Annotated in this window: 9 protein-coding genes and 3 pseudogenes; 8 read left to right on the top strand and 4 right to left on the bottom strand. The window is 43.4% G+C overall.

The window, feature by feature from the left end; translation table 11 throughout:
* Positions 1-182 precede the first annotated feature (182 nt).
* Together NXM86_RS00340 and NXM86_RS00335 are read right to left on the bottom strand one after the other, a co-directional pair.
* Positions 183-1,013, bottom strand: a complete 831-nt coding sequence (locus tag NXM86_RS00340) for a PRD domain-containing protein (RefSeq protein WP_498958411.1) — start codon at positions 1,011-1,013, stop codon at positions 183-185.
* A 26-nt stretch (positions 1,014-1,039) separates the two neighbouring features.
* A complete protein-coding gene (locus tag NXM86_RS00335) occupies positions 1,040-1,543 on the bottom strand; it encodes a PTS sugar transporter subunit IIA (protein WP_062754489.1) in 504 nt (167 codons plus the stop codon).
* Between the two features lie 430 nt (positions 1,544-1,973).
* Between NXM86_RS00335 and NXM86_RS00330 the strand changes: the two genes are divergently transcribed.
* The 4 genes from NXM86_RS00330 (at position 1,974) to NXM86_RS00315 (ending at position 6,368) form a co-directional block, all read left to right on the top strand.
* Positions 1,974-3,212 carry a PucR family transcriptional regulator gene (locus NXM86_RS00330; RefSeq protein ID WP_498958410.1) on the top strand — a complete coding sequence of 413 codons (1,239 nt, stop codon included), beginning with the start codon at positions 1,974-1,976 and terminating at the stop codon, positions 3,210-3,212.
* 114 nt (positions 3,213-3,326) lie between these two features.
* Entirely contained in the window at positions 3,327-4,460 is a 1,134-nt protein-coding gene (gene ald / locus NXM86_RS00325; RefSeq protein WP_015865381.1) for an alanine dehydrogenase, read from the top strand.
* A gap of 134 nt (positions 4,461-4,594) precedes the next feature.
* Positions 4,595-5,407 (top strand): pyridoxine/pyridoxal/pyridoxamine kinase, encoded by an 813-nt coding sequence (gene pdxK, locus NXM86_RS00320; RefSeq protein WP_015865382.1) that lies wholly within the window; start codon positions 4,595-4,597, stop codon positions 5,405-5,407.
* Between the two features lie 109 nt (positions 5,408-5,516).
* On the top strand, positions 5,517-6,368 hold the full coding sequence (locus NXM86_RS00315) for a carbon-nitrogen hydrolase family protein (protein ID WP_081188532.1): 852 nt from the start codon (positions 5,517-5,519) through the stop codon (positions 6,366-6,368).
* Between the two features lie 64 nt (positions 6,369-6,432).
* Here NXM86_RS00315 and putP read toward each other — a convergent pair whose 3' ends face one another.
* Positions 6,433-7,887 (bottom strand): sodium/proline symporter PutP, encoded by a 1,455-nt coding sequence (gene putP / locus NXM86_RS00310; RefSeq protein WP_498958409.1) that lies wholly within the window; start codon positions 7,885-7,887, stop codon positions 6,433-6,435.
* Between the two features lie 219 nt (positions 7,888-8,106).
* Here putP and NXM86_RS00305 point away from each other — a divergent pair.
* A pseudogene (locus NXM86_RS00305) lies at positions 8,107-8,670 on the top strand (transporter substrate-binding domain-containing protein); the annotation flags it as partial.
* A gap of 6 nt (positions 8,671-8,676) precedes the next feature.
* Here NXM86_RS00305 and NXM86_RS00300 read toward each other — a convergent pair.
* Positions 8,677-9,390: a TrmH family RNA methyltransferase gene (locus NXM86_RS00300; RefSeq protein WP_498958408.1), complete on the bottom strand. Its 714-nt coding sequence runs from the start codon at positions 9,388-9,390 to the stop codon at positions 8,677-8,679.
* A 358-nt stretch (positions 9,391-9,748) separates the two neighbouring features.
* Between NXM86_RS00300 and NXM86_RS00295 the strand changes: the two genes are divergently transcribed.
* From NXM86_RS00295 to pflA, 3 genes and pseudogenes are all read left to right on the top strand, one after another.
* Positions 9,749-11,143, top strand: coding sequence for an amino acid permease (locus NXM86_RS00295; RefSeq protein ID WP_498958407.1), 1,395 nt, complete (start codon positions 9,749-9,751; stop codon positions 11,141-11,143).
* Between the two features lie 257 nt (positions 11,144-11,400).
* Positions 11,401-13,649: pseudogene (gene pflB / locus NXM86_RS00290) on the top strand (formate C-acetyltransferase).
* A gap of 55 nt (positions 13,650-13,704) precedes the next feature.
* Positions 13,705-14,455 (top strand): annotated as a pseudogene (gene pflA / locus NXM86_RS00285) (pyruvate formate-lyase-activating protein).
* Positions 14,456-14,591 lie beyond the last annotated feature (136 nt).

Genomic DNA, 14,591 nt, shown 5'->3' with positions numbered 1-14,591 from the left:
ACCCCTCTCTTTTTATATTTTTTGAAGAAAAACAAAAAGACCTAAAACATACAAAGGGCATATATGACAGAAACAATCTGCCATTCCCTTCATACGTTTTAGGTCTTGCCTGCATTCGCAGTCACAATCCCACAATATTTTTTTGTAATGCGCTTTCATTATAATCGACTTGAAATCGTTCGTCAACGTTTTTGTAACCGTTGAATATGAAGAGCGATATAAGCAAGCTCCTCATCAGGAAACTCGAGACCATATTCGTTTTTTGCATGCTCGGCCATCTTTTTTGCGCAAGCATATTCTTTTTCATATTTTGTTTGAATAAGCATAAGCATTTCATCGTCTATCGAATGAAGCCGTTCATGGTCTTCAATGCGGTTGATCGCAAAACGCAAGTGGGTAAGCAGCCGCTGGTACGAAATGCTTTCTTCATCAATATCAATGCCTAGTTCAGCTTGAATAATATCGATCATTTCGCAAATAAGCGTGGTTTGCCGAAGCGTTTTATTCATGCTGGCGGCATCCATCTTAGCAGTATGGATATGAAGCGCAATATGTGCTACCTCATCGTCTGGAATTTCGATGCCGAGCCGCTCTTTAATGAGTTGTTTCGCCCATAGTCCAATTTGATATTCTTTTTTGTACAGCACTTTAATTTCATTGAGCAATTTATTTTGGATGCGGTAACCTTGCTCCAGTCGCTCAAGCGCAAATGATAAATGATCCGTTAACGCAATATGAATATGATTGTTTAACGGGGCTTGCAGCTGTCCCTCCGCGTAGCTAATAATCTCTTCGGCAATTTCAATATGCTCTTCCGGCAATGTCCGCAATAATTGTTGAAACTTTTCATTTTCCTCCTCCATCACAAAAATTTTTTCGATTTTCGAAGGAGGAATGATATCGTTTTTTCTTTTTTGAAAGGCAATCCCAGCTCCCATGACAATTTTTTCTTTTCCATCATCTACCACGACAACCGCATTGTTATTTAAAATTTTATGGATTCTTAACGCCATGGCTTCATCCCCCGATTGATTCGCTATTACGCATTTTTCGTTTCGATATGAAAAATGACTGTTTCTCCTTTTGTCGCCTTCGTTTCGGACGTTTTTTGCAAGCTTGCCACGGCATCGCCGTTTGTCACGATAATCGGTGTGACCGTGCTTTTCGCTTTTTGTTTGACAAGATCTAGGTCTACCGTTAATAAACGCTGGCCGGCTTTGACACGGTCTCCGGCTGCTACATGCGCTGTAAATCCTTCGCCATTCATCGAAACCGTTTCCAATCCCACATGAATTAACAGTTCTACGCCCGCTTCCGAACGCAAACCGACCGCGTGTTTTGTTGGGAATACTTGCACGACTTCCCCATTGACAGGCGCAACGACTTCTCCTTCCGTTGGTTCAATCGCGATACCGTCTCCCATCATTTTTTGCGAAAAAACGGGATCAGGAACTTCTTCTAGAGGCTTGATTGTGCCTGTCAACGGCGCAACCACATCTTCATGAGTCGGCTTTTCTTTTTTGCCAAACCATTTTTTAAACATGTAGTCCATCCTTTCTTCTTTTTTAAATAAACGAGATAAATGACAAAAAAAACCTAAAACGCCACCATCGTGTTCGTCTTAGGTCTTGCCTGCAGTCGCAGTCACAATCCCATCCTTTTTCATATTTAGGGTAAATGGAAATGCCAAATTTGTCAAAGAATAACGATATAAGTTCATTGGAAATTCATATTTTGTCTATGCTCATTGTCTTAAGCGTCGGCAAATCTCGTCCGCCACTTCACGGATAGTCAATTTCCCGCCGATGTCAGAAGTTTTTATGCCATCTGTTGCTACACTTCGATAATCGGTTCCTTTATAATAAAGCCCCTGCACACTCCTCTCAAAAATTGGTTTCGTGCTAAAATAAAAACAAACAATTTTTTGTTTGTGCATTTCCACAAATTCACGTTATGAAACGAGGGAAACGGATATGACTCATCACGATGACCCATTTCAAGGGAACTTCGACAGCCTCGAAGAATTTGCGGACCATATTAGCGATCTGTTGCAATGTCCGATTACGATTGAAGACGCAAACCATCGGCTCATCGCCTATAGCGCTCACGATGACTATACCGATCCGGCGCGTACCGCAACGATTATCAGCCGGCGCGTACCCGAAAAAGTGATTAATAGTTTATGGAAGCAAGGGGCGATCCCGGCGTTATTAAACAGTCGTGACCCTGTCCGTGTCGCGGCCATTTCCGAAGTCGGTCTCGGCAGTCGTGTCGCCGTCTCGATTTGGAAAAACGACGAAGTAATCGGATTTATTTGGGCATTGGAAACAGACCGCACGTTATCGAAAGAGGATATGGAGCTGTTAAAAAAAGCAGCAAAAGCAGCGAAAAATAAAGTATTGCAGCTGTATATGCGCAAAAATAAAAAAGAAGAACGGGTTCAGGAATTTTTTTGGAAGCTGTTGACAGGACATATGACGACAGAGGAAGAAATTAAAGAAAATTTCGAGATGATGCAAATCCCGACCGCTCCTTTATTTTCTGTCATCGTTTTTCGGCTTGCCAACGAAATTACGAGAGAGATTGAAAAACAAATTTCTTATCTGTTACAGACAACTCAACAAATTCAACTTCTTCTGTATACGACAGACCGGAGTGATGTCATTTTATTGGCAACACCGAAAAATGTAAATCAACCGCTGCAAGAGTTTAACTGCTTTATCCAATCATTCGCGATGAAAATGAAGGAGCGATTTCACATTAGCAGCATTCAAAGCGGCTTCGGCGGTATATACGAAACGTATACATGCATCGAAAAAAGCTACAAGGAAGCTTTAACAGTGCTGAAAATGAAAGAAAAGTTTCCGGCGCAAATCAGCTCCATTTATGGATATCAACAATTGGGCATTTATCAATTTTTTGATTTATTGTTAGAGAAAAAACGACAAGGAGAGTTTACCAACACGGCTTTACTCAAATTACAATCGTATGATCAAAAACACCATAGCGATTTAGTCGAAACATTTGAAATCTTTTTCGACCACGACAGCAATGTCAATGAAACGGCGAAAGCGTTAAACATTCATCCAAACACCCTTGCTTACCGACTAAAACGCATCGCCGAAATTGGTGAAATTGACTTACATGATATCAATCAAAAAGTAAAACTATATATCGATATTAAACTTGCCAAATATGAAGCGCTCCATTAATTTGTGGAAATCCACAAAATGATAGCGCTTCTTTTTTCCTTCTTAACAAAGAAAAAATTATTACAACCATTTATACTATAATTAAGGCCAAAATACGAGGGAGGAATTTCACTCATGATTATTGGGGTACCAAAAGAAATTAAAAATAACGAAAACCGTGTTGCGATCACGCCGGCGGGCGTTATGTCATTCGTTCAAGCTGGACATACGGTGTTAGTGGAAAAAGACGCAGGAATTGGAAGCGGTTTCACTAATGAAGATTATGCAAGCGCTGGAGCGCAAATTATCGATCAAGCACAAGACGTATGGGCAAAAGCGGATATGATCATGAAAGTAAAAGAGCCGCTGCCAAGCGAATATAACTATTTCCGCCCAGGACTAATTTTATTCACGTATTTGCATCTTGCTGCAGAACCGGAATTGGCGCGTGCACTGAAAGAAAAAGGCGTAATTGCGATCGCGTACGAAACTGTACAAGTCGGCCGCACCCTTCCGCTTCTTACGCCGATGAGCGAAGTAGCAGGACGCATGGCGGCGCAAATCGGCGCGCAATTTTTAGAAAAACCAAAAGGCGGAAAAGGCATTCTTCTCGGTGGTGTTCCTGGAGTAAGCCGCGGTAAAGTGACGATCATCGGCGGCGGTACTGTCGGAACGAATGCGGCAAAAGTCGCAGTCGGTTTAGGCGCAGATGTAACAATCATCGATTTAAGCGCAGACCGCCTTCGCGAGCTAGATGACATTTTCGGCCACCAAATTACGACATTAATGTCCAACCCAATGAACATCGCTCAAGCGGTCGCAGAGTCGGATCTTGTGATCGGCGCTGTTTTAATCCCAGGAGCAAAAGCACCAAAACTTGTTACAGAAGAAATGGTCAAAGCGATGAAACCAGGTTCCGTCATTGTCGATGTCGCGATTGACCAAGGCGGTATCGTTGAGACAAGCGACCACGTCACGACGCACGACAACCCAACATACGTCAAACACGGTGTCGTTCACTATGCGGTTGCCAACATGCCTGGAGCGGTTCCAAGAACATCCACGCTCGCATTAACGAATGTAACGATTCCATACGCTCTGCAAATCGCTAACAAAGGTGTTCATCAAGCCGTCGCAGACAACCCGGCGTTAAAACTTGGCGTCAACGTCGCAAACGGCGAAATCACTTACGAAGCAGTTGCCCGCGACCTTGGCTACAACTATGTCCCAGTGGAAGAAGCGTTAGGAAAACAACTAACCGCAAATTAATCCATCATACCGGTACTGCGCGCCTGGCGCAGTGCCGGTTTTTTATTCCTTTGCCACAACCACTTTTCTATCTTATCGAAGTGATTTTATGCTATTATTAAAGAATCATGATACATACGAGGGAGGAATGCACCATGGCAATGCCTAAAGCACTGACCATCGCCGGTTCTGACAGCAGCGGCGGCGCTGGCCTTCAAGCGGACTTAAAAACGTTTCAAGAACTTGGCGTATACGGAATGACCGCGATTACGACGATCGTCGCGATGGATCCACATAAACAATGGTTTCATCAAGTGTTTCCGATCGATCTCGCTACTATCGAAGCGCAGCTCGAAACCATTATTGTTGGCGTCGGAGTTGACGCGATGAAAACCGGCATGCTTCCGACAACAGATATCATTGAACTTGCCGCAAAAACGATTGAAAAACATCAATTGACCAATGTTGTCATTGACCCGGTAATGGTATGTAAAGGAGCGGACGAACCGCTTCATCCAGAAAATACAGTATGCTATCGCGAAGTGCTTGTGCCAAAAGCGACAGTAGTAACACCAAACTTATTCGAAGCAGCACAATTAAGCGGGCTAAGCCGCATTGAAACGGTGGAAGATATGAAGGAAGCGGCGGGAAGAATCCATGAGTTTGGCGCAAAATATGTAATCGTAAAAGGCGGACGCAAAATTCCTCATGAAAAAGCGATCGATGTCCTATACGATGGAAAAACGTTCGAATTGTTGGAATCCGATCGCATCGAAACAACTTATACACACGGCGCAGGCTGCACGTTCTCCGCTGCGATCGCTGCAGAACTTGCGAAAGGAAAGCCGGTGAAAGAAGCGATCGCAACGGCGAAGGAGTTCATTACGGAAGCAATTCGCCATTCTTTCCCGCTCAACCAATATGTCGGGCCAACAAATCATGGCGCGTACCGCCGCTATCATCAATAGTGAGGCAGGAGGAATATCTCCTGCTTTCCTTTTGCTTTATACAAAAAAATAAACGTGATAATATTATAAAAAAAACAAATAATTTATAAAAGAAGGATGTGTGAATCGATTGAGAGTATCTGCTGTTCAATACCATCTCCATACCATTGATTCGTTCCAGCAATTTGCCGATCAAGTAACCCATTACGTAAAAACCGCACAAGAGTTCGAAGCGGAATTTGTCCTGTTTCCCGAATTTATAACCACCCAGCTGTTATCCATTCCGACCAATTCAGGAAAAGCCGCAACCATTGATGACTTGCCAAATTATACAGAACCGTATTACGAGCTATTCACTTCGTTAGCGAAACAAACGGGCATGTACTTAATTGGCGGCACACATGTTATTCGCAAAAACGGAAAGTTATATAATGTCGCCCATTTATTTACACCAGACGGACAAATTCATCAACAAGCAAAGCTGCATATTACTCCGACGGAAGTAAAAGAATGGGGCATTACTCCGGGAGAAAGCATCAATGTGTTCGAAACAGAAAAAGGGACGATCGCGCTGTTGACGTGCTATGACATTGAGTTTCCGGAAGCCGTTCGCATCGTTCGCGCCAAAGGAGCAGACGTCATCTTCTGCCCATCATGCACCGATGACCGTCATGGATTCCATCGCGTACGGTATTGCTGCCACGCGCGCGCCGTCGAAAACCAAGTGTATGTCGTCACGACAGGCACGGTCGGCTCGCTGCCAACCGTCGACTTCATGCGCGCCAACTTCGGCCAAGCCGCGGTCATTACACCAAACGATATTCCGTTCCCACCGCGCGGCATTTTAGTCGAAGGGGAAATCAACGACGACATGATTGTCACCGCCGACCTCGACTTGTCGCTGTTGTATAAAGTGCGGGAAAAAGGTTCGGTGACGACATGGCGCGACCGCCGCACCGACTTATATCCGGATTGGAAATAAGCGAAGCCAAAATGAAAACACGCAAACACCCGTGCATCATAAGCTTGCACGGGTGTTTTCTTTATTATAACGATGCTTTAAATTTGTCAAACTGCTCGACAACTTTTTCTTCCGGCGCTTTTGTCAACAAGCTAACGACAACAATCGCGGCCAAGCTTGCTGCAAAACCTGGAATCATCTCATACAGCAAGTTTTTCAAATATTCCGATTGTGTCCAAAGAATCACGGTCATCGCTCCTGCGACCATGCCGGCAAACGCCCCCCATTTCGTCATGCGGCGCCAGAACAGGCTTAATAAAATGACTGGACCAAACGAAGCACCGAATCCTGCCCACGCATAACCGACCAAGTTTAAAATCGTATCGTTTTTCGTGTACGCGAACGCGGACGCTACTAACGCTACAATTAATACGGAAAGACGGCCGACGAAAATCAACTCTTTATCCGAAGCGGAACGACGGAATACCACTTTATATAAATCCTCTGTTAAGGAACTGGACGTAACAAGAAGCTGCGAAGAAATCGTGCTCATAATCGCCGCTAAAATCGCCGAAAGCAAAAATCCGGTAATGAGCGGATGAAATAAAATTTCTCCGAGCTTGACAAAGACGGTCTCCGGATCGCCAAGCTTCGGACCGTGCTCAGAAAAATAGGCGATTCCAAATAACCCTGTCAACATCGCGCCGACAACGGAGAAAATCATCCACCCCATTCCAATGCGGCGGGCATTTTTCATTTCCTTGACCGATGAAATCGCCATAAAACGGACAATAATGTGCGGTTGTCCGAAATAACCGAGACCCCACGCAAACAGCGAAATAATACCGAGGAAGCTAGTTCCTTTCCATAAATCGAGCAAATTAGGATCAATGTTTTTAATGGTAGTAAACGTATCGCCGACACCGCCCGTATGGAAAAGCGTTACGGCCGGGACAAGAATAAGAGCAATAAACATAATCGTTCCTTGCACAAAATCGGTCCAACTAACAGCCAAAAATCCTCCAAACAATGTATACGCAACAACGACACCAGCAACAATCCATAGCCCTGTATGATAACTTGTACCAAATGAGTTTTGAAACAGCACCGCTCCAGACACAAGACCAGAAGATACATAAAAGGTAAAGAAAATCATAATAACAAGACCGGAAATTAACCGAAGCAGCTTCGATGTATCGCCGAATCTATTTTCCAAAAATTCCGGAATCGTAATCGAATCATTTGCTACTTCCGTATATACACGCAAACGAGGCGCAACATATAACCAATTCGCATATGCTCCGAGCGTAAGCCCAATAACAATCCATGATGCACTTAATCCTTGCGCATACATTGCTCCTGGAAGCCCCATCAACAGCCAACCGCTCATATCGGAAGCCCCCGCACTGAGCGCTGTGACCGCAGGGCCTAACGTCCTTCCCCCAAGCATATAATCGGAAAGGTTGGACGTACGTTTATAAGCCCAATACCCAATAAGAAGCATCCCAATCATATACACTGCGACAGAAATCAATACCAAGGCATTCTCCCCTTTCCTTTGTTGCCTTCTCTATCATCATAACGAAAGAATATTATTTTTACAATAATAATTATAATTTTCCAATTGTTTAGAACATAAATATATTATAAGGTTTTCCAAAAAACAAAACGAATATTCAATTAATTTATAATATAAAAATAAACCAACCCACTTCTGCTACATTATTTTATAAAAATGAATATTCATTTGTTTCAAGACGGCTGGGATCCGCTCTTTGCCGCATTGCAAAGCAAAGAAATCGATATGGCGATCTCCGGCATCACGATCAATGATAAGCGGAAACAAACATACGATTTCTCCATTCCTTATTTTGAATCCACCTATATGATTATGGTGAAAGAAAATAGTCCAATCAAAAATGCGCTTGACTTAAAAGGAAAAACGATCGGCGTCCAAAACGGCACCACGGGACAAGCAGCAGTAGAAAAATTGCTTGGAAAAGAAAATAAAAACATTAAAAAATTCGAAAACACGGTTGTGGCGATTATGGACTTATTAAACGGCGGCGTCGAGGCGGTCGTTACGGACAACACGGTGGCAAGCGAGTATGTGAAAAACAATCCGGATAAAAAAATCAAAACCATCGCCGATCCAGAACATTTCGAGTCTGAGTTTTACGGGCTGATGTTCCCAAAAGGAAGCGACTTGAAGCCAAAAGTGGACGAAGCGACAAGGTTTTTTACGGACCACAACAGCAAAAAGCTGGTCTTCGCCATGCTGTTTCCATCCGCAAACAAAAAAGAATCCTTCCCTCGCATTTAGGGAAGGCTAAACAGAACGACCCAGCTGCTTTGCCAGCCGTTCGCGAATGCGCGGATTTAACGTTTGCCACATCCATTTTTCAAATAGCTCCTTTTTTTCTTGAAATGGTAAATAGTAGCGCTCGCCTGCTTGTTGGCGCGCTCTCTCGGTTACATCGTATAACGCAAGCGCTGCCGCCACTGATATATTAAAACTTTGGACAAACCCATACATTGGAATCATAAACGTTGCATCAGCGGCACGAATCGCCTCTTGCGACACACCGCTATGCTCGTTGCCAAATAGAAGCGCCGTCGGCCGCGACACATCGATGTTGCCAAGGCGAAGCGTTCCTTCGCCGAGATAGCTGGCATACACTTGATACCCTTTTGCTTGCAGCTCTTTAATCGTCGTTACAATATCCGGTTTTTGCTGCAGCGTCAGCCATTTATCGGCATGTCGCGTCACAAGCGGGTTCGGCTGAAACGGCGCTTTTCCAGTGACGACATACACATCCTGAACGCCAAACGCTTCCGCTGTCCGCAACACCGCCGCTTGGTTATGCGGATCATCGACTGCTTCAGTCAATACCGTAATATAACGCGTCCGCTTTTGAAGTACATCATACATCCGCTTTAACCGTTCCGGTAAAATCATTTCCCAAATAAGACGCGTTTCTTCCGTCAACACCCCTTCTTTTTGCAGCTGTTCAATGAACGCTTTTGCTTCTTGCTCGTTCATTGCCATCACCTTCGTTTCTTCTAATAATCTACCTAGAACGAATCTCATTGTACAAAATTTTGACAATGCGAGCAAACACAACAAGCCGAAAAACTTCTTAATAAATCCATACATTCCCATTTTTTTATTGCCTATCATGAACCATAATACATATTACAAAGCAAATGATATATTTATTAGAATATTATTAATTTTATTTAAATAACAAAGATACCACTTATTTCATATATAAATACATTTACAAATATTTATCCAGCATGTACTATATTAAATGTAAACGCTTTAAAAGATTTTTTAAAATAATTTATTTTTTATTTGCTTTTTACAAAATTGTCCCGATCGATAGGAGGAAACGATTATGCAAACTCCAAAAAATGAACAAAAATTACATCGTGGGTTAGAGGAAAGACATATTTCTCTTATGTCTCTTGGGGCAGCGATTGGGGTCGGGCTATTTCTTGGCTCTGCATCTACCATCAAACTCGCGGGACCAGCCATTTTGCTTGCTTATGCGATAAGCGGCGCGATTATGTTCTTGATTATGCGCGCACTCGGCGAAATGGCCGTGGAAAACCCGGTTGCCGGTTCATTCAGCCGCTACGCGCATGACTATTTAGGTCCGCTTGCTGGTTATTTAACAGGGTGGAACTATTGGTTTTTATGGGTGGTTACTTGTATAGCGGAAATTACGGCCGTCGGTATTTATATGCAATTTTGGTTCCCTGATACGCCAAGATGGATATGGGCGCTAGCGGCTTTAATTATGATGACATCGATCAATTTTCTCGCTGTGAAAGCGTATGGGGAATTTGAATTTTGGTTTGCCCTTATTAAAATTGTTACTATTGTATTTATGATCATCGTTGGCTTGGGCATGATTCTGTTCGGAATCGGCAATGGCGGAGTCGCCACAGGCATCAGCAACCTTTGGGAACATGGCGGATTTCTCCCGAACGGCTTTACCGGTGTGTTAATGTCTTTGCAAATGGTAATGTTCGCCTACTTAGGAATCGAGATGCTCGGCGTCACTGCCGGAGAAGTAAAAAATCCGGAGAAATCGCTTACCCGCGCAATCAATACGGTCTTTTGGCGCATTTTAATTTTCTACGTGGGCGCATTATTTGTCATCATGTCCATTTACCCTTGGAACGAAATCGGCGAAAAAGGAAGCCCGTTTGTCTTAACATTTGAAAAAATCGGCATTCACGCCGCTGCGGGAATCATCAACTTTGTCGTTTTAACGGCTGCGTTGTCTTCCTGCAACAGTGGAATTTTCAGCACAAGCCGCATGCTCTTCAACTTGGCTGAGCAAAAAGAAGCACCGCCTTCCTTCGCTAAACTGACAAAGCGCGGAATTCCAGGCGTCGCCCTCATCGTCACGGCGTTAGCGATGTTAGTCGGTGTGTATTTAAACTACGTTTCCGAAAAAGTATTCCAATGGGTCACAAGTGTCGCGACATTTGGCGCGATTTGGACATGGGCGATTATTTTGCTTTCGCAATTGCACTTCCGTAAACGCTTAAGCCCAGAAAAGCAAAAACAATTAAAGTATAAAATGCCGCTTTATCCTTATAGCTCTTATATCGCTCTCGCCTTTTTAGTCGGAGTTGTCGGTTTAATGGCATATTTCCCTGACACACGAATCGCACTTATCATTGGACCAGCCTGGCTCATCTTGCTCGTTGTCGTCTATTATGCAAAAGGCATGCATAAGCGCCATGCCTACCCTTCTGATAAAAAACTAGTTAGCTAAACAACCGTCTCCATCCCTTTTATAGGGATGGAGATGTTTATTTTTTTACATCCTTCTTCATGTTCATTGATGATCACTTCTCCCTTCCCCCTGTTACGTACCAACACCGTCATTCAATTAATATTGTTCAATATTTCACAAACTATTCAATAATAGATAGTTCTAGGCGCCAATAAATATAGTATTGTATAGTTGAAATCTGTTATATATATTTTTTCAGTCTGTTATAGTTACAGACGATTGGGAGGGGATCTGTTATGAAACAAGCTGCTGCTGTATTAGACCCGTGGCGAAATTTTAAAGGGTCAAAATGGAAAAAGTCCATTGACGTCCGTGACTTTATTTTAAACAACGTCACCGTTTACTATGGGGATGAGTCATTTCTAGAAGGGCCTACAGAAGCGACGAAGAAACTATGGGAACAAGTGATGGAATTGTCGAAACAAGAACGCGAAAAAGGCGGCGTTCTCGATATGGATACATCCATTGTTTCCACCATCACTTCCCACAGACCGGGTTATTTAAACAAAGACTTGGAAAAAATTGTTGGTTTTCAAACAGATAAACCGTTTAAGCGCGCATTAATGCCGTTCGGAGGCATCCGCATGGCGCAACAATCATGCGAAGCATACGGCTACAAAGTAAGCGACGAAGTGAAAAAATTTTTACCGAATACCGAAAAACCCATAACCAAGGTGTGTTTGACGTTTACACCGAAGAGATGAAATTAGCGCGCAAAGCGGGAATTATCACCGGCCTTCCAGACGCATACGGACGCGGCCGCATTATTGGCGACTATCGCCGCGTGGCGTTATACGGCGTCGATCGTCTGATTGAAGAAAAACAAAAGGATTTGAAAAACACTGGCGCAAGAACGATGACGGAAGACATTATCCGCCTTCGCGAGGAAATTGCTGAACAAATTCGCGCGTTAAACGAATTGAAACAAATGGCATTAAGCTACGGTTACGACATTTCCGAACCAGCGCAAAACGCACACGAAGCATTCCAATGGCTCTATTTCGCTTATCTTGCCGCTATTAAAGAACAAAACGGCGCAGCGATGAGCTTAGGCCGCGTGTCCACCTTCTTAGACATTTATATCGAACGCGACCTACAAGAAGGTACGCTAACAGAAAAAGAAGCGCAGGAACTTGTCGACCATTTTGTGATGAAATTGCGCCTTGTCAAATTCGCCAGAACACCGGAATATAACGAACTATTCAGCGGCGACCCGACATGGGTAACAGAATCGATCGGCGGAATGGCGATCGATGGTCGTCCGTTAGTCACGAAAAACTCGTTCCGCTTCCTTCATACGTTGGATAACTTAGGACCTGCGCCAGAGCCAAACTTAACGGTACTTTGGTCGAAACAATTGCCGGAAGCGTTCAAAGAATATTGCGCGAAAATGTCGATAAAAACAAGCTCGATTCAATATGAAAACGACGACTTAATGCGCGTGGAATTCGGCGATGACTACGGAATTGCTTGCTGCGTATCGCCAATGAGAATTGGCAAACAAATGCAATTTTTCGGAGCGCGCGCCAACCTTGCGAAAGCATTGTTATATGCGATTAATGGCGGCGTTGATGAAAAATTAAAAATACAAGTTGGTCCTGAGTTTGCGCCAATTACATCCGAATATTTAGATTACGATGAAGTCATGCGTAAGTTTGATCATGTACTTGAATGGCTTGCGGAACTTTATATTAATACACTCAATGTCATTCATTACATGCACGATAAATATTGTTATGAACGCATTGAAATGGCGCTTCATGATACGCATATTTTACGCACGATGGCAACTGGTATCGCCGGACTATCGGTTGTCGCTGATTCGTTAAGTGCGATCAAATACGCAAAAGTCAAACCGATTCGAGATGAAAACGGCATTGCCGTTGATTTTGAAATCGAAGGAGATTTCCCGAAATACGGAAATAACGATGATCGCGTCGACCAAATTGCGGTTGATTTAGTCGAACGTTTTATGACGAAATTGAAAAAACATAAAACGTATCGCGATTCAAAACATACGTTATCGATTTTAACGATTACATCGAACGTCGTATACGGGAAAAAGACAGGAAATACGCCAGATGGCCGTCGCGCTGGCGAACCGTTTGCCCCGGGAGCGAACCCGCTGCACGGCCGTGACACGAAGGGAGCGCTCGCTTCGTTAAGCTCTGTCGCGAAATTGCCATTTGAACATGCATTAGATGGCATTTCTAATACGTTCTCAATCGTGCCGAAAGCTTTAGGAAAAGAAGAACATGCCCGTGTTCGCAACCTTGTCGCCATTTTAGATGGTTACATGGAAAAAGGCGGACACCATCTCAACATTAACGTGTTGAATCGTGAAACGTTATTAGATGCAATGGAACATCCAGAAAAATATCCGCAATTAACGATTCGCGTCTCTGGATATGCCGTCAACTTCATTAAATTAACTCGTGAACAACAAATTGACGTCATTAACCGCACATTCCACGAAACGATGTAACGATCTCCCCCTCCTTCTTGAGGGGGGATATTTCTCTTAGGAAGGAGACCATCCGATGAAAGGGTTTATTCATTCGATTGAGACATGCGGCACCGTCGACGGCCCAGGCCTTCGCTATGTCATCTTCACACAAGGATGCTTGCTGCGCTGTCAATATTGTCATAACGCCGACACATGGGAAATCGGAAAAGGAAAAGAAATGACCGTAGAAGAAATTATCGATGATGTAAAAACGTATTTGCCGTTTATCAACGCTTCCGGCGGCGGAATTACCGTCAGCGGCGGGGAACCTTTGTTGCAAATCGACTTTTTAATCGAGCTATTTAAAGCATGCAAAAAACTCGGCATTCATACAGCGATCGATTCGTCAGGAGGATGCTACACAGCGGAAGCGCCGTTCCAGCAAAAATTAAACGAATTGCTTTCCTATACTGATTTAATTTTGCTTGATTTAAAACATATTGACGAAAAAAAAACATCGGAAGCTGACAGGAAAAACAAATCAACATATTTTACAATTTGCTCGGTTCTTATCCGAAAAAAACGTTCCTGTTTGGATCCGGCATGTTCTCGTTCCAACCATTACAGACGACCCGAATGATTTGCGCAGTCTCGCCGCTTTTATTCGTACGTTAAATAATGTGGAAAAAATTGAAATTCTCCCGTACCATAAACTAGGGGTATACAAATGGAAAGCGCTTGGATTGAAGTATCCTTTGGAAGGAATTGAACCTCCTTCGGAAGAAAGCGTGGAAATGGCACAACGAATCCTAAACGGAACAGAAGATACAGTGCCTCTTACGTAATTGTTTTTATGATAACCTCCTTCCTTCTATGAAAAATTTTTACACATAAAAAGGATGGCCGCTGCTTCATATATGTGCCATCCTCTTTCTATGGGGAAGGGAGCAAATATTTTAACAACGAACTGAATAACGGAAG

Origin of the sequence: Geobacillus sp. CX412, from assembly GCF_027942335.1 — a bacterium.
GTDB lineage: Bacteria > Bacillota > Bacilli > Bacillales > Anoxybacillaceae > Parageobacillus_B > Parageobacillus_B toebii.
Note: the sequence above shows the minus strand (reverse complement) of the source record. Positions and strands in the feature narration are given on the sequence as shown.

Bases quoted from the DNA above. Each gene is read 5' to 3' on its own strand.
- NXM86_RS00330 (WP_498958410.1), top strand. From the start codon at position 1,974: ATGACTCATCACGATGACCCATTTCAAGGGAACTTCGACAGCCTCGAA.
- NXM86_RS00300 (WP_498958408.1), bottom strand. From the start codon at position 9,390: ATGAACGAGCAAGAAGCAAAAGCGTTCATTGAACAGCTGCAAAAAGAA.
- pdxK (WP_015865382.1), top strand. From the start codon at position 4,595: ATGGCAATGCCTAAAGCACTGACCATCGCCGGTTCTGACAGCAGCGGC.
- NXM86_RS00340 (WP_498958411.1), bottom strand. From the start codon at position 1,013: ATGGCGTTAAGAATCCATAAAATTTTAAATAACAATGCGGTTGTCGTG.
- ald (WP_015865381.1), top strand. From the start codon at position 3,327: ATGATTATTGGGGTACCAAAAGAAATTAAAAATAACGAAAACCGTGTT.
- NXM86_RS00335 (WP_062754489.1), bottom strand. From the start codon at position 1,543: ATGTTTAAAAAATGGTTTGGCAAAAAAGAAAAGCCGACTCATGAAGAT.
- NXM86_RS00295 (WP_498958407.1), top strand. From the start codon at position 9,749: ATGCAAACTCCAAAAAATGAACAAAAATTACATCGTGGGTTAGAGGAA.